At 26.1% G+C, this 20,014-nt stretch carries 17 protein-coding genes; 14 read left to right on the forward strand and 3 right to left on the reverse strand.

Going from position 1 to position 20,014, the window contains the following annotated elements:
- Positions 1–136 precede the first annotated feature (136 nt).
- Positions 137–4,261 (reverse strand): hypothetical protein, encoded by a 4,125-nt coding sequence (locus N8G13_RS00225; protein ID WP_262288953.1) that lies wholly within the window; start codon positions 4,259–4,261, stop codon positions 137–139.
- Positions 4,262–4,407: 146 nt separating this feature from the next.
- On the opposite strand from N8G13_RS00225, the gene dcm_N reads away from it, so the two are divergent.
- From dcm_N to N8G13_RS00240, 3 genes are read left to right on the forward strand one after another with little or no spacing between them, the layout of a single operon-like run.
- Positions 4,408–4,788 (forward strand): DNA (cytosine-5-)-methyltransferase N-terminal subunit, encoded by a 381-nt coding sequence (dcm_N, locus tag N8G13_RS00230; protein WP_262288954.1) that lies wholly within the window; start codon positions 4,408–4,410, stop codon positions 4,786–4,788.
- Positions 4,789–4,820: 32 nt separating this feature from the next.
- Positions 4,821–5,594 (forward strand): DNA cytosine methyltransferase, encoded by a 774-nt coding sequence (locus tag N8G13_RS00235; RefSeq protein WP_262289112.1) that lies wholly within the window; start codon positions 4,821–4,823, stop codon positions 5,592–5,594.
- Between the two features lie 5 nt (positions 5,595–5,599).
- The gene (locus N8G13_RS00240) at positions 5,600–6,763 is read left to right on the forward strand and encodes an MAG4270 family putative restriction endonuclease (RefSeq protein WP_262288955.1); all 1,164 of its coding nucleotides are present in this window, start codon (positions 5,600–5,602) and stop codon (positions 6,761–6,763) included.
- Between the two features lie 38 nt (positions 6,764–6,801).
- On the opposite strand, the gene N8G13_RS00245 is transcribed toward N8G13_RS00240, so the two are convergent.
- Positions 6,802–7,608: a leucine-rich repeat domain-containing protein gene (locus tag N8G13_RS00245; RefSeq protein WP_262288956.1), complete on the reverse strand. Its 807-nt coding sequence runs from the start codon at positions 7,606–7,608 to the stop codon at positions 6,802–6,804.
- Between the two features lie 104 nt (positions 7,609–7,712).
- Here N8G13_RS00245 and uvrB point away from each other — a divergent pair, with 104 nt between their 5' ends.
- Positions 7,713–9,704, forward strand: coding sequence for an excinuclease ABC subunit UvrB (gene uvrB, locus N8G13_RS00250; protein ID WP_262288957.1), 1,992 nt, complete (start codon positions 7,713–7,715; stop codon positions 9,702–9,704).
- Between the two features lie 95 nt (positions 9,705–9,799).
- Positions 9,800–10,765, forward strand: coding sequence for a lactate/malate family dehydrogenase (locus tag N8G13_RS00255; RefSeq protein WP_262288958.1), 966 nt, complete (start codon positions 9,800–9,802; stop codon positions 10,763–10,765).
- Between the two features lie 58 nt (positions 10,766–10,823).
- Here the strand turns inward: N8G13_RS00255 and N8G13_RS00260 are convergent, their stop codons facing one another.
- Positions 10,824–12,974: an ATP-dependent Clp protease ATP-binding subunit gene (locus N8G13_RS00260; protein WP_262288959.1), complete on the reverse strand. Its 2,151-nt coding sequence runs from the start codon at positions 12,972–12,974 to the stop codon at positions 10,824–10,826.
- A 204-nt stretch (positions 12,975–13,178) separates the two neighbouring features.
- Here N8G13_RS00260 and N8G13_RS00265 point away from each other — a divergent pair, with 204 nt between their 5' ends.
- Genes N8G13_RS00265 through N8G13_RS00305 form a run of 9 tightly spaced genes read left to right on the forward strand, consistent with a single transcriptional unit; the run spans position 13,179 to position 20,003 of the window.
- On the forward strand, positions 13,179–13,622 hold the full coding sequence (locus tag N8G13_RS00265; protein WP_262288960.1) for a hypothetical protein: 444 nt from the start codon (positions 13,179–13,181) through the stop codon (positions 13,620–13,622).
- Positions 13,615–14,406: a F0F1 ATP synthase subunit A gene (locus N8G13_RS00270; RefSeq protein ID WP_262288961.1), complete on the forward strand. Its 792-nt coding sequence runs from the start codon at positions 13,615–13,617 to the stop codon at positions 14,404–14,406. Before N8G13_RS00265 ends, N8G13_RS00270 begins: the two co-directional genes overlap by 8 nt.
- 10 nt (positions 14,407–14,416) lie before the next feature.
- Positions 14,417–14,701: an ATP synthase F0 subunit C gene (gene atpE / locus N8G13_RS00275; RefSeq protein ID WP_262288962.1), complete on the forward strand. Its 285-nt coding sequence runs from the start codon at positions 14,417–14,419 to the stop codon at positions 14,699–14,701.
- A 4-nt stretch (positions 14,702–14,705) separates the two neighbouring features.
- A complete protein-coding gene (gene atpF / locus N8G13_RS00280; protein WP_262288963.1) occupies positions 14,706–15,254 on the forward strand; it encodes a F0F1 ATP synthase subunit B in 549 nt (182 codons plus the stop codon).
- Positions 15,255–15,256: 2 nt separating this feature from the next.
- A complete protein-coding gene (locus N8G13_RS00285) occupies positions 15,257–15,790 on the forward strand; it encodes a F0F1 ATP synthase subunit delta (RefSeq protein WP_262288964.1) in 534 nt (177 codons plus the stop codon).
- Positions 15,791–15,813: 23 nt separating this feature from the next.
- Positions 15,814–17,382 (forward strand): F0F1 ATP synthase subunit alpha, encoded by a 1,569-nt coding sequence (gene atpA / locus N8G13_RS00290; protein WP_262288965.1) that lies wholly within the window; start codon positions 15,814–15,816, stop codon positions 17,380–17,382.
- 2 nt (positions 17,383–17,384) lie between these two features.
- Positions 17,385–18,236 carry an ATP synthase F1 subunit gamma gene (atpG, locus tag N8G13_RS00295; RefSeq protein ID WP_262288966.1) on the forward strand — a complete coding sequence of 284 codons (852 nt, stop codon included), beginning with the start codon at positions 17,385–17,387 and terminating at the stop codon, positions 18,234–18,236.
- 11 nt (positions 18,237–18,247) lie between these two features.
- Positions 18,248–19,660: a F0F1 ATP synthase subunit beta gene (gene atpD, locus N8G13_RS00300; protein WP_262288967.1), complete on the forward strand. Its 1,413-nt coding sequence runs from the start codon at positions 18,248–18,250 to the stop codon at positions 19,658–19,660.
- Entirely contained in the window at positions 19,653–20,003 is a 351-nt protein-coding gene (locus N8G13_RS00305) for a FoF1 ATP synthase subunit delta/epsilon (protein WP_262288968.1), read from the forward strand. The genes atpD and N8G13_RS00305 overlap by 8 nt, the downstream gene beginning before the upstream one ends.
- Positions 20,004–20,014: the final 11 nt, after the last annotated feature.

Raw genomic sequence — 20,014 nt, forward strand, 5'->3', positions numbered from 1 at the left:
ATTTAAAAATGCTTAATTAGAATTAAACACATAATTATAATTGAAAAATAAACAAAAAACAAAAATAACAATTTTTTTTGTTATTTTTTACAATTTTATTTGTTTTTTTATTTCAGTGAAACTACATAAATATAAATTAATTTAGATTATTATTTTCCCGATTTAGCCAATCCGGTAATTCATTAAATTGCTTTTGGTCATATAAGTCAGGGTATAAATGACTCAATATTCTCATTTTTTCGTAAAATGATCCTGGGTTTTGAGTTGTTTTCCCGTCTCCTAAAAAAGCTCCTGCTTGGGTATCAATTACCATTGCAGCTCCATAAGTTGTTGCTGTTTCTGTATATAATGATGTAGCATTTCCTTCAGAATCAAATAACATTGTTCCTGAAGAACCGCCATTTAAATCTAATAACTTAGAATCCACATGAATTGCAGGAAGTGAGGTAGATACTCCACCATATTGTAATCTTGATAAAGGTGTAGTTAAATTTCCTATTAAATATTCTCTATAACGTTTTCCATCATTTGTATCAGGGTTGGCATGTTGTGCCTGAACAGGAAATGAAGCTAATGTTCATGTTAAATTTGAAAATGTAGAAAGGTGTAAGTTGTGAATACTTGGTTTTAATGTTTTAAGATTTTTTGCAGCCATGAAAAAGTCATATACTCTTCTAATGCTTTTATCTTTGTCTTCAGAAACATTATCAATTGGTTTATTGTGATAATATACAACTCCATCTCTTGTTTCAAAAACACTGAAAATATCTTTAAAATCAGCAATTCCTATAATCATATCAGCTCTTGAAAGTGAATTGTTTGTATGTGCTGAATACGTCCCTCATTTTTCATCAACATTAATATCACCATAATTATTTTTAAATTCTGTTTTAGCATCAGGGAATCTTGAATCATTATCAAATGCATTAATTAAATCAACTTTTACTTTTACATCATTTCATTCAATACCTGGATAAAATCTTTCTCTTGTATCAGGTTTATGAATACTTCAACCGCCCTCTGGCCTATTAATAGGTAAAGCGGTATCAAATCTTGGATTATCAAATGTTTTTGATTCTACAGGATTAAATCTTCCTCAAACATGTTGATTTGTTGAAACAAAAAATTTATAATCATTAGGATTATCAGGATTTACTTTACCAATAATTGCTCAAGTTCCTTCACCAGCTTTTTCTTTGTCAAAATTAAATGTTCTTTGTCTTGCATTTTGAACATTTATTTCATTATCTTCTTTATATAACCTTGTAGATGAACCTTCTAATTCAGGAATATTATGTTTATAACTATCTTTGAAATTTAAATGATCTAATCCGATAGTTTTTATGTTCTGTGGTTTGATTGCTTCATATGTAATAGGAGTGTTGCTATTAATATCTGAATAATAAATAAATAATGATGAACTACCTAAAAATGCTGAATTATTTAAGGATAGATAATGATCGCCAATCCGTTCAAAAATTTTTGTATCATTTGCTTTAGACTTAATTTTAAAAGTTAGTGAATTTCCACTTAATTCTGCTGCAAATGTATAACGAGATGCAATTAAATTTTTTAAGTTTTGTTGTTGATTTGTTGTGTGTCTTATTGCCAAATACTCAAAATTTAAATCATTTAATGTTTGAGAATCTTTTATTTTTTTATAGGGAACAGATAAATAAACAAAAGATTTAGATACATTTCTAACGGGTCAATATGCTGAACGAATCCCTTCCTCAAATCTTACAAAAGGTTCAATTTCAACTAAATCAGTTATCTCTCTTTGTTTAGGATCAAATTCAAATCCTAACGTTATAATTGCATCATTTTCATGTAAATTTAAATTTTTAAATGCAGAAATATCTTTTGTAATTGTAGCTTCTGTAAATTTATCATTGAAATTTCATTTTAGATTATTAATTAATTCTCTTGGTGAAATAAAATGAGTGTTAATTTGTTTTCCATTGTGTGTTAATGTAAATTTATTTTCTGCTAATTTTTGACTTTTTTCTCTGTCGTCATTTTCAATAACCTTAGCTTTGTATCAATTCTCTCTTTCGTAATTTATTGCTGCATAATGATTCTGAAGTGAATATTCTATTGTTTTTGATTCGTTATTTTTATCTTTAATTAATAATGAATCTTTAGTTTCACCTTGTGTTTGGTCTGCTAAATAATCATCTTTTGCTTTACCATAATCAAATGTATAAGAAAATTCTTTATTACTTAATGAGTTAATACTATCTGCAAATTTATCTTGCGAAATTACTTCATTTAAATTTATAGATTCTACTATCCTTACACTCTTTAATGTATAAAGTTGTTCTTCATAAAACCCATTTAAATTAAATTTATTTCATTTATTGAAAGGAACAATTACTTTTTGCTCTTTTAAAAATAGATTTCAATAATTTGTACCTATTTTTTCAAATTCTTGAGGTGTTCTTGTAAAAATTAACTCAACTGATTTATTATCAAAACGTTTAAAATCTTCATTATTAAAATTAAAAGCAATTGAACCATAAAGATTTTTATTTGTTTCATCTTTATATATATTAAAGTCAGTTATTTGATAATTTTTATTTTGATTTTGATAATTTTTAAATGTAACATAAGAAACAAATGGGTATGTTTTTATTTCATTATCAAAAACACCTCTTGTTATAATAAATTCTTCAACATTTTTAGGTAAAGAATTTAAATTTATATTGTATGAACTACCGCTCTTAGTTGCTTCAAAAATATTACTGTATTTAACAAAAGGATTTGTTGATTTTATTTCAAATTTTACATTTTGAAAATCTCCAGGATTAGATACTAAAATATTTAAGTTATTATCTTGTTTTGATACTTGATATATTGATGGTAAGTTTTGTACACTTTCAGATTCTGATGGTTGATCAGATATTGTTATTTTATTTGAAACATTACCTAATCATTTTCATTCATGTTCATTTCATCCCAAAACTTCAATTCCTATTATTTTTTTAATATTAGAAACATTAAAAGTAATGTCTAGTTTAGCTGTATATGGATATTGTCTAAGTTTCTTTTCAATTGACATTTCACCAGATTCTAATTTATTATCTTTAGTTAATCATACCAATCTTGCTTTTGAAGGAAATGTATAATTATTTGCAATCGGTTGCATTGTAACTGCAAATGAATGATAGTTATTTCCTGAATTTCAAGTTGATCACTTGTATTCATTTGTGACCTTAAATTTATAAGAATCTTTTCATATTTCTTTACCCAGTAAATATTCTCCTGCAGAAACAAATTTAACTTCTTCTGAATTATTTTTTATAACTTTTAATAGTTTTATTTTGTAGTTTTCAACTACATTATTTATGCTTGTAACTAATACATATTTATTAGTAGAAGATGGAGTTAAATTTATTTCTTGTTCAGTAGAATTTTCACCATTTGAATATTTTAATTTATAAGTATCTGTGTTATTTATTTCAATGTCTGAGGCAATTTCAACTGTTACATTTTTATTATTAAAACTTGATTTCAACAATCTATAATTTTTGTATTGTTTATTATCAAAAGTAACATTTGTGCTAGTTAATTGTCTTTTTGATAAGGCTTTGTTATATAGTTCAAAAACATTTTTATTTGTATTTAGTGTGTTAATTTCACTTATATTTCTTTCATTTTCTAAGTGTCATACTGGTGAAATATTATGACTTTCACCATATTCTAAATTATCATCACGTCTTGGGTTTGTGTCTGGGTTATTTTTAGGTGTATCAGAATCTTGTTTAGGATTTTCTGGTTCATTATCTTGATTATCTGAAGCATCTTGTTTTGAATTATCTTCTGAATTTTGGTTTGGTTCGTTATTGCCTGTATTTTGACTGTTTACATCATTTGATTCTGGTTTGTTTGGGTTTTTGGGTTGTGAGTCACTTGAATCATTTTTATCTGTGTTTTCAGTATTTTTTGGGTTATTTGTTTCTGGAGTTGGGTTTGTTTGAGTATTTTCATTTTCTGCTTTTTCATTTGGATTTGAATTTTTATTATCTGTATTTTCTTTTGAATCTGTGTTTTGATTATTAGTATTTTGATTTGTGTTCGTTGGGTTATTTTCGGGTTTTTTAGGTATGTATATATTTAAATCATTTTGATTATTTTTTTCATTTTTATTAATATCTGAAGTATTTAAGTTTTGTTGACAAGAAATAGCAATTACTCCAATTGAAGAAGTTATTGCAAAAACAGTTGTCAAAAATAAAAATTTTTTAGTAGTTTTTTTCATATTATCTCCTCATATATTGCAAGATATATTATATAAATATACATTATTATAATAAAAATAAATTAATATGATTGAAATATATTTTGTTATCTTTAACACAAAAACTTCGCTATAATATTTTTATAAATTTATATGGAGGGGATTTTATGAAAGAAATAAAAATATTTGAAGTTTTTTCAGGGATAGGTTCTCAAATAAAAGCTTTGAATTTAATTTCTAAAGAGAATAACTTCAAAGTTAAATCACTTGGTTTTATAGAATGATATATTGATGCCATAATTGCTTATCAAATTATTAATAATTCAAAGATTTTACAAAAAGATAAAAAACATAAAAAAGAAGATATTATAGATAAATTATCTTCACTAGAACTAAGTTCAGATAGTAAAAAACCTGTAACAAAAAATTTTTTTAAAAATTTATCCGAAGAAAAATTAAGAAATATTTTTCCTTATTTTACTTGTTTATTAAATAAAGAGTTTATAAGGGGGGGGGGGATGATTCCCAACAATTTTCAAGTGATATAACCAAAGTTAAAGAAATTCCAAAAGATATTGATATATTCACTTACTCATTCCCATGCCAAGATTTATCACAACAAGGTAAGCAAAAAGGAATTTTGCAAGGCACAAGAAGCGGTTTGCTTTTGGAAGTACAGAGAATATTAGAAAATAATAAAAATAGACTACCGAAAATTTTATTAATGGAAAATGTAAAAGCTCTTGCAAGTAAAAAATTTAAAGATGCTTTTGAAAAATGAATAGTATTTTTAGAATCTTTAGGATACACATCATCATGAAAAATATTAAATTCAGTTGACTATGGTTCTGCACAAAATAGAGAACGTGTTTTTATGGTTTCTATATTAAATTCAAAAAAAGAATTTCAATGACCTAAAAAAATAAATCATGAAAATACATTAGAAACAATCATTAAATTTAATAATGATGATGAATTTTCAAAATTTAATTTTCTTTTAAAAAAAGAGAGAACAAATTTTAAAGAAACTAATTCTAAAATAAATAAAAGTATAATTAAAGACTATACCAAATTTAATTCGGAAAATTATTTATATTTACCAAAAGGGTATGGAGCTACTTTAACAGCATCAGGTGCTAATAGTAGACTAAAATTTTATTTTGAAAAAGAAAACAAAATAAGAGCAATTACAGACATTGAATCATTTCTATATATGGGTTTTTCAGAAAAAGATGCTCTCAGAATAAAAAATACAAATTTAATAAATAAAAATAAAATGATTTTTTTAGCTGGAAATTCAATTTCAATTGAAGTTTTAAAAAGTATTTTTACTGAAATTATAAAAATTATTTAAGTTAAATGACAAATAACTTAAGTTATTGAACATTTGAAATTGAAACTAGCAATTACAAAAAAAACACAAAATCATCACATTTTTTTGCAGAAATGACAATAATTTTTGATAAAAATACACTTGTAATTTATTATTATTTTTTTAAGATAAAATCCGTTTGTATTGATACTTTGACTACTAAAAGTTGATTTTCAAAAAATTCAACTTTCTTGAAAAGACAAAATTTATTTAATTTACTAAAAATAAAACAAAATGTAAGAGAGCATTCTTCACAACACTCTCTAGTTTGTTTTACAGAAAAAAATAATCCAAATGAAATTAAAATAATTAATGATTTTATTGATAAAAATATACACAATATTACTATAAAAGGTTTAAAATCATTATTTTCTGGAAATAATCCTGCAGGTGAAGTTTCAAATCCTGCATCAGCACCAATTGTATTAAGTAATCCAGAAAAAAACTTTAACAAAAATTTTGCTATTTTCTTTGAAAATTACTGTTTAAAAAAGACTTTTAAACAAAGAGATGTGATAAATTTTAAAACTTTAATTACTAAAAAATTAATAACAAAAGAAAATTATTTTTTAAAAATATTAAATAATGAAGATTTTCAGGAATTAAATAATTTTATTTTTCATTTAGGAAGAACAAAAGAAAAAGAGTTTGGTAAAAAAATAGTAAAAAAAATAAGAGAATTTGTAAATATAGATCAAATCAACAAACTTGTTTTATATGAAAGACGACAATACATACAAAAGGTAGAAAACATTAAAGTATTTGATGTATTTTCTAACTCATCTACTAGTCAGAAGTGTCACATTTTTCCTGTTTATGCTATACGTAATAAGATGATTCAAAAATCAATTGAAAATAGATATAAAGATAATGAAACCAGAATGAGGGAAATTATAAAAATTTCAAAAAATATATCTAATAAAGATAATTATCTAAATTTAGACCCAACATGACATACTTTTTTTGATAAAAACTACTTTTCATATGATGAAAACAAAGGCACCATAATATTGGTAAATAATAAAATTATGGAACAAGAAATTCAAAAATATGAAATGATATTCAAAAAAATACAGCAAATACCTCCACAACATTTAAATAGTCAAAGAAAAAAATTTCTTAAATGAAGAAATAAAGAATTACAAATATAAAAAACACAAAGAACCATTAAGTTATTTGTGTTTTTATATTATTTTTTTATTGTGTAGTGGTGTTCATCATTTGTAATAAGAACGTTTTTTAATTCAGTATTTTTGACATCTAATACTGTTTTATTAGTTTGAGTTTTTTCTTTATAATCTAAAGCATCTAGAGCAAATCTTGTTAATGTTTCAGGTAAAGTTAATTCAGAAATGTTATTTGCTCCTAATGCAAATTCATTAACTGTTATTATGTGTGATAAATCTATTGTTGTTAATTTATTATTGTAAAACACAAAACTGTTTAATGCTTTTAAATTTTCAGGTAATGTCACATTTGAAATATTGTTATTTGAAAATGCGTTTTTACCTAAATTTGTAACAGATTGTGGTAATGATAATTCTTGTATTTTATTATCTCCAAATGCATTTTCTTCAATGGTGTGTAATTTAGTTGCTTTTGAAAAATCTACAGTTTCAAGTCCCAAATCAAAGAATGCACCCTTTTCAATTTTTTCAAGTGTTTCAGGGAAGATAACTTTACTTATTAAAATTCTTTTTTCTTCATTATCAAAAACTCTTTGTCTAAATTCTTCATCACTTATAAAAATATTTTTTAATGCTTGTCTACTAAAGCTTGCTGCTCTTATTTCTTTTAATTGCGTACTTGAAAGATCTAAAACTTTTGTTTGTGGATTATAAAAAATATTTTGTTTGTCTTTATTTGTTTGAAAATAAACACTAGCTACATTATTAGAAGCTTCAGTTTGTTGACCACATGAAACAACTGCAATAGGTAATGTTATAATCGATAATAAACCAAGTGAAAATAATAATTTTGTTCTTTTTGTATTCATACTTAAAATTTTACCATAAAACAAAATATATTAATTTTAATTAAAGTTACTATATATTTCGTAAATACATAACTATATTTTTACAATTTAATATAATGTTATATATGGATTTTCAAACAAAAAAATTTATTTTACATAGTGAGTTCAAACCAACTGGTGATCAACCACAAGCGATAGAAAAACTTGTTCAAGGTTTAAATAACAACAAAAAAGAGCAAGTTCTTTTAGGAGTTACAGGAAGTGGAAAAACATTTACAATTGCCAATGTTATTGCAAGAATAAATAGACCTTCACTAGTTTTAAGTCATAACAAAACATTAGCAAGTCAACTTTATCAAGAATTAAAAGCATTTTTTCCTGAGAATAGAGTTGAGTATTTTGTTTCTTATTTTGACTACTATCGCCCTGAAGCATATTTACCAGCTAAAGATGTTTTTATTGATAAAACATCTAAAAATAATAAAGAATTAGAAGCAATGCGTCAAAGAACCATCAATGCATTGAGTTTAAGAAGAGATACAGTTGTTGTTGGATCTGTTGCAAGTATTTATGGTGCCTTTAATCCCCAAGAATATCGTGATTCATTTTTACCAATTGAATTAAATATGAATTTTGACCGTCGTGATTTTATGATTAAACTTATACAAATTGGTTATAAAAGAAATCAACTTTCTTTAGACAGAGGGGATTTTTCATCAAGAGGTGATATTTTTGAAATAGCACCTTCTTGAACTGAAGATTTTAATATTAGAATTGATTTTTTTGATTCTGATATTGAAAAAATAGCCACAATACATCCAATAACTAAAGAAATTCTTCAGACTTTCAAAACTTATACAATATTACCAGCAAGTGCTTATGCAACTAATCCCAACACTAATAAAAGAGTAATTTCATTAATTGAAATTGAATTAGAAAAACAATTAGAATATTTTGAAAAAGAAAATAAATTATTAGAATATCAAAGATTAAAAGAAAGAATAACAAGTGATATTGATTCGCTTTCTGAATTTGGTTATGTTAATGGGATTGAAAATTATTCACGTTATATAGATAATAGACAAGAAGGAGAAAAACCTTATACTCTTCTTGATTATTTACCTGAAGATGCTGTAATTTTTATTGACGAAAGCCACATGATGATACCACAATTAAATGGAATGTATAATGGTGATAGATCAAGAAAACAAACACTTGTTGAATATGGATTTAGATTACCTAGCGCATTAGATAATAGACCACTTAAATTTTATGAATTTGAAGAATATAATTTTCAAAAAATTTTTATTTCCGCAACTCCTGGTGAATATGAAATACAAAAAGTTGATGGTGAATTAATTACACAATTTATTCGTCCAACTGGTTTACTTGATCCAATTATTGAAATTCATCCAATTGAAAATCAAATTGAAAAAATATTTGATGAACTAAGATTTCAAAAAGAAAAAAATGACAGAACATTAATTCTTACAACCACCAAAAGAAATGCAGAAGAATTATCAAAATATTTAACTTCTAAAAAAATTAAAACAGCATATATACATTCAGAATTTAATACTTTTGAAAGAAATACTATATTAAGAAAATTAAGAAAAGGTATTTATGATGTAGTAATTGGTATTAATTTAATTCGAGAAGGAATAGATTTACCTGAAGTTTCTTTAATTTGTGTGTTAGATGCAGATAAAGATGGGTTGATGCGAAATACAACTAGTTTAATACAAATAGTTGGACGTGCAGCTAGAAATGACCATGGTAGAGTTATATTTTTTGCCGATAAAATTTCTAAAAGTATGCAAGAAACAATTAATGATAATAAAATAAAAAGACAAATACAACAAGAATACAACAAAAAACATAACATAATTCCTAAAACCATTATAAAACCTATTAAGGAAGCAATTGAAAATGAAAAGCTTCTTGAAGAAATAGAAGATACTTTTACAGAAAATAATAAGATATCTAAAAAAACAAAGGAAAAGAAAATGTTTGATGCTTTACGTAAAGAAATGAAAGAATCTGCACAAAAAATGGATTTTGAAAAAGCTGCTCAATTAAGAGATATGATTTTAGAACTTGGTGGTACACTAGAATAGCAAAAATTTATTTTTTGCTTTTTTTTGCTTTTTTATGATTTGTTATAGTGTTATAATTTGAATATAAAAATAAAAATTTGAAAAAAGGAAGAATAATGAAAAAAATTATCGTAGTAGGATTAGGAAATGTAGGTTATACATTTGTTAATATTTCAATTGCAAGAGGAGTAGAGGCAGAATGAGTTTTTGTTGATAAAAACAACGATATAACAGAAGCTCATGCTCACGACTTTGAAGATATGGTTTCTTTAATGCCAAGAAATAATTCAACATTTAGAAGCGTAACTTTAGCAGATGCTAAGGGTGCTGATATTGCAGTTATTACAGCATCTATTCCAATGAAAAACATGGTAGATCGTTTAGCGCTTGCAGCTGAAAATGCTAAATTAATGAAATCATTTGGAGAAGGATTAAAAGAAGCTAACTTCAAAGGTACAGTTATTGTTGCAGCTAACCCATGTGATGTTATGGCAGCTTGCATTCACTATACAACTGGATTGCCATACAAAAAAATTATCTCAACTGGTACATATTTAGACTCAGGAAGATTTAGAAAATTCTTAGCACAAAGACTAAATGTATCAGCTGATTCAGTTCACGGTTATGTATTAGCAGAACATGGAAAAACAGCAATGATAGCTTGATCAAATGTTGAAGTTGGAAATGTTCCATTTAAAAACTTAATAAAAGCTAAAAAATTCACAACAGAAGAAATGCCAGAACTTCTTCAAAAAACATTAGCTGAAGGGCTATACATTTACAACCGTAAAGGAAATACTCAATTTGGAATTGGAACAGCCATTTATGAAATTATGGATGCAGTTTTAAATAACAAACGTCAAATTATGACAGTTGGAGTTAAGTTACCACGTGGATACTACAAATCAGGAATTTATTCATCAATTCCTGTAATAGTTGGAGAAAATGGTTATGAATACTTACCAGGAAAATTAAGTATGACTAAAGATGAATGAGCAGCTTTCAATAGTTCATCTGATACACTAGCACAAGCTACAAAAGAATCATTAGAATTAATTGGTCACTCAATAGATTTTGAATAATAGTCAATAAATAAAAATTCAACGTTATGTTGAATTTTTATATTTCTTATTTTTGTAATTAATTTATTTCATTGTTTATTATTTCCAAGAAAACTTTATATTGATTTGCATCAATTAATATATATTGGTCTTCTTCTAAAGTTTTAGACATTATTTCATATGCAATTAAATTTTCGATTTGATTTTGTATATATCTTTTAATAGGTCTTGCACCATATTCAGAATTATAGGCTTTTGAAGACACTAAATTAATTACATTATCCGTGAAATTTATTTTTAGATTTAATTGTTTTTGTAATCTAATTTGTAACTTTTCAAGTTCTAATTTCGTAATTTCTTTAATAATTTCTTCAGATAACTGGTTAAATGCAACTATTTCATCAATTCTATTGATAAATTCAGGTTTAAAAAATTTAAGCAATTCTGTTTTTATTTGTTGATCATTTATAGTTTCTTTATTTATTAAATTTGATCCAATATTAGTTGTCATAATTATTATTGTATTTTTAAAATTAATATTTCTTCCTCTACTATCAGTTAAATTACCATTATCTAAAATTTGTAACAATAAATTTAAAACATCAGGATGCGCTTTTTCTGCTTCATCAAATAAAATAATTGAATAAGGATTTTGGCGAATTTTTTCTGTTAATTGTCCACCTTGTTCAAAACCCACGTAACCCGGAGGAGAACCAATTAATTTTGATACTGAGTGTTTTTCCATAAATTCAGACATATCTAATCTTATTAAATGCTCATCATTATCAAATAAATCATTTGCAAGCGCTCTTGCTAATTCTGTTTTTCCTGTTCCTGTTGAACCTAAAAATAAGAAACTTCCAATTGGGTGACGCGGATCAGAAACTCCAGCTTTTGAACGTAAAATTACTTTAGATACTGCTTCAATAGCTTGATCTTGACCTTTTATTCTATTTTTTAAACTTTGTGAAAGATTCAATATTTTAGCTTTTTGAGTTTGAAGTAATTTATTTACGGGAATATTTGTTCATTTTGAAACAATAGTTGCAATTTCTTCTTCATCAATATCTTCTTTAATTAGTCGTTTTTCCGAATTATTAATTTCTTTTTCTGATTCTTGTAATTTTTTTTCTAAATTAGGAATATCTGAGTATAAAACCTTTGCTGCTTCAGTATAATTACCTTCATTTTGTAAAATAGTTAATTTATTTTTTAGTTGATCTATTTGATCTTTGTAATTTGAAATTTGATTTATTAATGTTTTTTCCTTTTGTCACTGTTTTTTTAAAATGTCAGATTCTAATTTTAGTACATCCAAAGCTTTTTTATTTTCAAATACTTTTTCTTGAATTAATTGGGTTTGTTTTTCTGTTTGTAAGGCTGCATTTTCCATTTCAAGTCTTGCAATTTTTTGCATTATTTTATCCAGTTCTTCTGGTTGCGAATTTATTTCAGTTTTAATTGTTGCGGCTGCTTCATCAATTAAATCAATTGCTTTATCTGGTAAAAATCTATCACTTATATATCTGGCACTTAAATTTGCTGCAGACACTAAGGCACTATCGGTAATTTTTACTCCATGAAAAGTTTCATAGCGTTCTTTTATACCTCTTAAAATAGTAATTGTATCTTCAACACTAGGTTCAAAAACATTAACTTTTTGCATTCTTCTTTCAAGCGCTGGATCTGATTCTATGTATTGACGATATTCATCTAAAGTAGTTGCACCTATTAAATGCAATGCACCGCGAGCCATTAAAGGTTTAAACATATTTGCAGCATCCATTGTTGAATTACTTGAATTTTTTCCTGTTCCAACCAACATATGGATTTCATCTATAAATAAAATAATATTACCATTACTTTCTTCAACAATTTTCATTAATTTTTTTATTCTTTGTTCGAATTGTCCTTGATACATAGCACCAGCTATCATAGAAGCTAAATCAATTTCTCATAATTGCTTGTTAAGAAGTTCATCAGGTACTTGTTTTTCAACAATTTTTCTTGCTAATCCTTCAACAATAGCAGTCTTACCAGTACCTGGTTCGCCTACTAAAACAGGATTATTTTTTGTTTTTCTACTTAAAATTCTTATCAGTCTTCGAATTTCATCATCACGATTTATAACTGGTTCCAACTTATTACTTTTTGCTAATTCTATTAAATTTCTTCCATACTCTTTTAATGGATTTTTATTATCTTCATTTGGTTGTCAATTTATATCCATAGTCATTTCCTTTCATAATAATTGTATCACTTTTTTAGCAGTCTAACTAAAAGAGTGCTAATTTTTAAAAATATTTTGCTTTTTATTAGTTGCTAAAAATATTTACCATTTTTAAAAATGCAATTTAGTGTGTTTTTTTGGTTATTATTTAATAAATTTTCTGATAGTGCTATAATCATAAGAAGGTTATAAACCTTAATAAATATGAGAAAAAACAGAGCAGAAATTTTTACAAATTATAAATTATTAACACTTCTTATACATGCCATTTTATTTATTATTTTTGCATTAATTTGCATTGTCAATATTGCTTTATTTTGAGGATATTTAGTAGGATTAATTAATTTTATTGTTTTAACTTTATACCAGCAAAAGATCATAAAATTAATTTTTTCAAAGCAAGAAATATCCACTGGAAAAATAATTTTATTACATTTGTCAAAATTGTTAATAGTTGCTGCTTTTTTATGTTATTTATTCTTTTTTAATAAACTATTTCTAGTACATAAAATTCCAGGAAGTGATGGTTCTTTATATCCTATTAATATAATTACTTATTGTGTAGCATTTATACCATCAACATTCACTAGGTTATGAACTTCAATAGTAAAATCTAAATTAGAAATTAGAAAGGAGATAAATGGATAGACTATTTGGTCATTCTTCATTGAATGACAAATCTGCATGAGGAAATAGTGAATTTTCACAAAATCCACTAGTAAGTTTAGTTCTTTTAACAATTATGATTACTCTTATGGCAATTGCATTATTTATAGTTATTAAAAGATCTAAGACACATATAGCGCCACCTAAAGTAGTTATTGTTGTTGAACAATATATAATGTTTATTGATGATTTAACAAATACCTCATCAGAAGGAAAATTAGATAAAACCGCTCCTTATTTCTTTAGCTTATTTACTTTTTTAAGTTTTGGAAATGCATTAAGTATTTTTGGGCTTGCACCAATTGCAAATAGTTTAACTTTTGTTTTTAGTGTAACAGCAATAACTTGAGTGGGGACGATTTTTGTAGGAATAATATTCCAAAAATGACGTTACATTAAAGAATGATTAAATCCAATGGATTGAATTGGAAAATTATCACCGATTTTAAGTTTGAGTTTCCGTATGTTTGGAAATGTTACAGGTGGTACGCTGCTAATTATTCTTTTAGAAGCTTTATTAAATTATATTTGAAGAGCTATTTTTGGTTTTCATGGAACTGAAGCCATGGCTCAAATTAATATTATTTCCATCTTATTATTACCATGATTAAGTTTATATTTTGATATTTTTGATAGTATATTACAAGCATTTGTTTTTGTAATACTATCATTAAGTTATTGATCACTTTCTGCAAAAGTAACACAAAAAGAAAAATCAAAAGAAATTGTAAAAAATAAGATGAAAAATATCATTACTACTAATTAAAGGAGAAAATATGAATACAGATATTATCGTAAGTGCATATAATGCAAGTAATGTAACAAATCAATCAACAGGATTAGCTTATGGTCTTGCTCTTGTTGGTGCTGGTCTAGCAATGATTGGTGCTGGTGGAGCTGGAGTTGGTCAAGGAATAACAGTAGGTAAAACTGTTGAAGCTATTGGAAGAAATCCAGAAGTAAGATCAAGACTATTAACCACAATGTTTATTGGTCTTTCTGTTATTGAAACCTGTGCTATTTATTGTCTAGTTATTTCATTCTTAATTATTTTCGTTTAATTTTATGGATAAAATCATTATAGCAAGCGAAAAAAGTGAAGGTGTTACATCAGAATTAAATAAAGTTTTTAATAACTTTGCTTGACAGTGACCTTACTTCATTTTTACAATTGTTTCTTTATTAATAACAGTATTGGTTTTAACTTTTTTAGTTTATAAACCAGTTAAAAAAATGTTGAATAATAGACAAAATTACATTCAACAAAATATTGATGATTCAGTTAAAGCAAAAGAAAAAGCGCTTGAATTACAAGTGAAAGCAAACGAAGCTTTAGTTGAAACATATAAAAAAGCAGATCAAATGATTCATGATGCTAAAACAGATGGCGAAAAAATCATTGATTCTGCTACAAAAACAGCAAATAAAAAAGCACATGGAATGATTGAACAAACTAATAATTCCATTTCAAAAAGTTGAAAAGAATTTGAACAACAACAAAAGAAAATAATTGTTGACAATGCAGTTGAAATTGCAAAAAAAATTATAGGTAGAGAAATAAAAGATCCTGAAAACAAGAAAATGATTGAGCAATTATTAGAAGAGGCAAAATAATTATGAATAATGAATTAATTTATAATTATGGATTAGCTATCTTTGAACTAGCAAAAGAAGAAAATCAAATTGATAATTATTATAGCCAATTAAAATACATAAATAAATCTTTGCAAGAAAACCAAGAATTTATTAAAATTCTAAATTTATACTCACTAACTAATGAAAAAAAATATCAATTAATTGATGAAACATTTTCTGATTTTAGCCCAACAATTGTGAATTTTTTAAAAGTAATTACCAAAAATCATATTGTAAGTAAAATTACAAACATTATTAATATATATAAAACTTTATATTACAACTCAAAAAATATAAAGCAAGGGTACGTATATTCAACTGAACTACTTTCTTTAGAACAAATCAATGAACTACAAGAAACTTATTCACAAAAATATCAAATTAACTTAAAACTTAAAAATAGAATTGATACTAAGCTTTTAGGGGGGATTAAAATTGTAATTGATGATATAGTAATTGATAATACAATTTTAAATCAAATTGAAAAGTTAAAAGAATCAATTTTAAATGATTAATAAAATAAATTAAGGAGAATAATATGTCATTAAAACCAAACGATTTAAGTTTAATCATTAAAAAACAAATTAAAAACTTTTCAAAAGAAATTACAACTGATGAAGTCGGAGAAGTGGTAACACTTGGAGATGGTATTGCATTAGTTAGTGGTTTAGATAATGCAAAATTAGGTGAATTAGTAGACTTTGGGCACAATGTTTTTGCTATGGTTTTAAATCTTGAAGAAGAATTAGTTGGTGTTGTTATTATGGGAGATGATAAGTACATTTCAGAAGGTACTATTGTAAAAACAACAAATCATGTTATTTCTACTCCAGTTGGAGATGAACTTTTAGGAAGAGTAGTGGATGCTTTAGCTAATCCAATTGATGGAAAAGGTGAAATTAATGCACAAAGATACTCAGAAATATTTAAAGTAGCTCCCGGAATAATGACAAGAAAATCTGTTGACCAACCACTTGAAACAGGAATTTTAGCAATTGATGCAATGGTTCCTATTGGTAAAGGACAACGTGAACTTATTATAGGTGATAGACAAACTGGTAAAACAGCAATAGCAATAGATACAATAATAAACCAAAAAGGTAAGGGAATATACTGTATTTATGTTGCTATAGGACAAAAAAATTCAACAGTTTCACAAATAGTTGAAAACCTTAAAGAAAATGATGCATTAGAATATACAACAATTATTAATGCTAGTGCTTCTGAAAAAGCACCTCTTCAATATATAGCACCTTATACTGGAATTACCATAGCTGAAGAATGAATGTCTAAAGGTAAAGATGTTTTAATAATTTATGATGATTTATCAAAACATGCTGTTGCTTATAGAACGCTTTCATTACTTTTAAGAAGACCTCCAGGACGTGAGGCATATCCTGGGGACGTATTTTACTTACACTCACAACTTTTAGAGCGTTCAGCTAGATTAAATGAAGAATATGGTGGGGGGTCATCTACTGCTTTACCAATAATTGAAACTCAATCTGGTGATATATCTGCATATATTCCTACAAATGTTATTTCAATTACAGATGGGCAAATTTTCACTAAAGAATCACTATTCAATAGTGGTCAAAGACCAGCAGTTGATGTTGGATTCAGTGTTAGCCGTGTTGGTGGTAGTGCACAAATAAAAGCTATGAAACAAGTATCAAGTTCATTAAAGCTTGAATTAGCACAATATAATGAAATGTTAGCTTTTGCTCAATTCGGTAGCGATCTTGATGAAACTACACAAAGAATTTTAGAACACGGTGCAAAAGTATATGAATTTTTAAAACAACCACAATATTTACCATATTCACAAATATTTCAATCAATTATGTTGTTTTGTATTAAACACAAATTAACAAACCCATTACCTAAAGAATATATTCAAGATTTTAAGGATGACTTACAAACATTTTTCAAACAAGATAAGACAGCAATAAACTTATTGATAAAATTAACTGAAAAAAATGCATATGATAAATCAATAGAAAAAGAATTAATAAGCTTATTAAAAGATTTTATTATGTCTTTCATTAAGAAAATTCCAAACTATGATCCAAAAGCACATCCTGGTTTTATTAAAGGAAATGAATAGTAATGGCTGATTTACTAAAAATTAAACAAAGAATTAATTCAGTTACTACAACAAAAAAAATAACCAAAGCAATGCAACTTGTTGCTACTGCTAAATTAGGTAGAACTAAAAATAGTTATGACAATATAATTAATTATTATTCAAGTGTAAAAAATGTATTTAATAATTTGCTTTTACATTCTGAAGATATAGATAATATTATTAATAAAAAACATAAACAAACTTATGAAATTCCCAAAACTTTATATATTGTTATTGGTTCAGATTTAGGTTTATGTGGTGCTTATAATGCTTTTTTAGTTAAACAAGTTAAAGAAATAATTGACAAAGACTCACTTTTAATCACCCTTGGAACAAAAATAATTAATTCTTTAAAAAAATATGAAGATCAAATTATTCATTCTTTTGCAAAAATCGGTGATGAATTAGATTATGCTCTTGCACAAGTTATTTCTAAAAAAATTTATGAAACAATTCAAAATGTTTATGTTGATAAGGTTAATATTATTTATACAGAATATATAAACAGTATTTCAACAGAAACAAAAATAAAACAAATATATCCAATTATTGCTGATGAAATTGAACAAGCAAATAAAATAGATTTAAGTATTTATGAACCTAGTGCTCGAACAATTTTAGAATCTTCATTTATTATTTATTTTGAAGCAAGTATGTATCTTGCACTCGCTAATGCAAAATTATCTGAAATGTCTTCAAGAAGAACAGCAATGGAAAATGCAACAAATAATGCAGAAGAATTAATTGGAAATCTTGAATTAGATTATAACCGTTCAAGACAAGCGAAAATAACTGAAGAAATTACTGAAATTATTAGTGGATCAAATTCATAGAAAGGACAATTATGGAAAACAACAATAAAAAACATTATGGTAAAATAGTTCAAATATTGGGACCTGTTGTTGATATAAGATTCCAAAATAATGAAATACCTTTTATAAATAATGCACTTGAATTACACCACGAAGGAAAAAAATATGTTTTTGAAGTTGCTCAGCATATAGGAAATGATACAGTTAGAGCGATTAGTATGGATCTTACTTTTGGTCTAAAAAGAGGAATGGAAGTTCTTGATACAGGTAAAGAAATTGTTGTTCCAGTAGGAAAAGATATCTTATCTAGAATGTTTAATGTTTTAGGTGATCCTATTGATGATAAACCTTTTGACAAAGCAAATGCAACATTAATGCCTATTCATGCTCCTGCTCCTTCTTATGAAGAACAAAAAACATCAGTTGAAATTCTTGAAACAGGTATAAAAGTTATTGACTTATTAATGCCTTATGCAAAAGGTGGAAAAATTGGTTTATTTGGAGGAGCTGGAGTTGGAAAAACAGTTTTAATCCAAGAATTAATTAATAACATTGCTACACAGCATGGAGGAATTTCAGTTTTTGCCGGTGTTGGAGAAAGAACAAGAGAAGGAAATGACTTATACCATGAAATGCAGGAAAGTGGTGTTATCAATAAAACAGCATTAGTCTTTGGGCAAATGAATGAGCCACCTGGAGCTAGAATGAGAATTGCATTCACTGCTTTAACTATGGCTGAATATTTTAGAGATAAAGAAAATCAAGACGTTTTATTATTCATTGATAATATCTTTAGATTTACACAAGCAGGTTCTGAAGTATCCGCTCTTTTAGGTAGAATGCCTTCTGCTGTTGGTTATCAACCTACACTAGCAACTGAAATGGGACTACTACAAGAAAGAATAACATCTACAAAAAGAGGATCAATTACATCAGTTCAAGCTGTTTATATTCCAGCCGATGACTTAACTGACCCAGCACCTGCAACAACATTTACTCACCTAGATGCGAAAACAGTTTTAGACCGTAACATTGCAGCTTTAGGAATTTATCCAGCAATTGATCCATTATCTTCAGGTTCAAGACTACTTGATCCAAAAATAATAGGGGTTGAACACTATAATGTTGCGCGTGGTGTGCAAAATATTTTACAAAGATTTAAAGAATTGCAAGATATTATTGCCATTTTAGGTATGGATGAATTATCAGAAGAAGATAAAAAAGTAGTTGCAAGAGCAAGAAGAATTAGAAACTTTTTATCACAGCCTTTTTCAGTTGCTGAAAAATTTTCAGGATACCCAGGTAAATACATCAAAATAAGTGATACTATCCGTTCATTTAAAGACATACTTGCAGGAAAATATGATGAAGTTCCTGAAGAAGCATTTTTATATGCTGGAACAATTGAAGATGTTGTAGCAAGAATTGAAGCTAATAATGGCTAATCCAATATTTTTAACAATTACTACACCATATGGTAAATTCTTAGAACAAGAAACAGATATAATTACTTTAAAAACCACTGAAGGTTATATAGGTTTGCAAGCTAATCACATTGAATTTATGGGAGCTATAGTAGAAAGTAAACTTTTTGTAAATAGTTTACAAAACAACCAGAAAACTTATTATGTCAACCGCGGAATAGTACATTCAAAAGGCAATAGAGTTGACATTATAGTTAATAATATTTCTGACCAACCATTAAAAGAAATTGAATTCAAACCTAGTGACAGCGCAAACTTTAGTTTTATAGAAGAACTAAAAATAAAACTAAGTATGAATTCTTAAAAGAATTAAAG

This window comes from Mycoplasma zalophi, from assembly GCF_025486335.1.
Lineage (GTDB): Bacteria > Bacillota_I > Bacilli_A > Mycoplasmatales > Metamycoplasmataceae > Metamycoplasma > Metamycoplasma zalophi.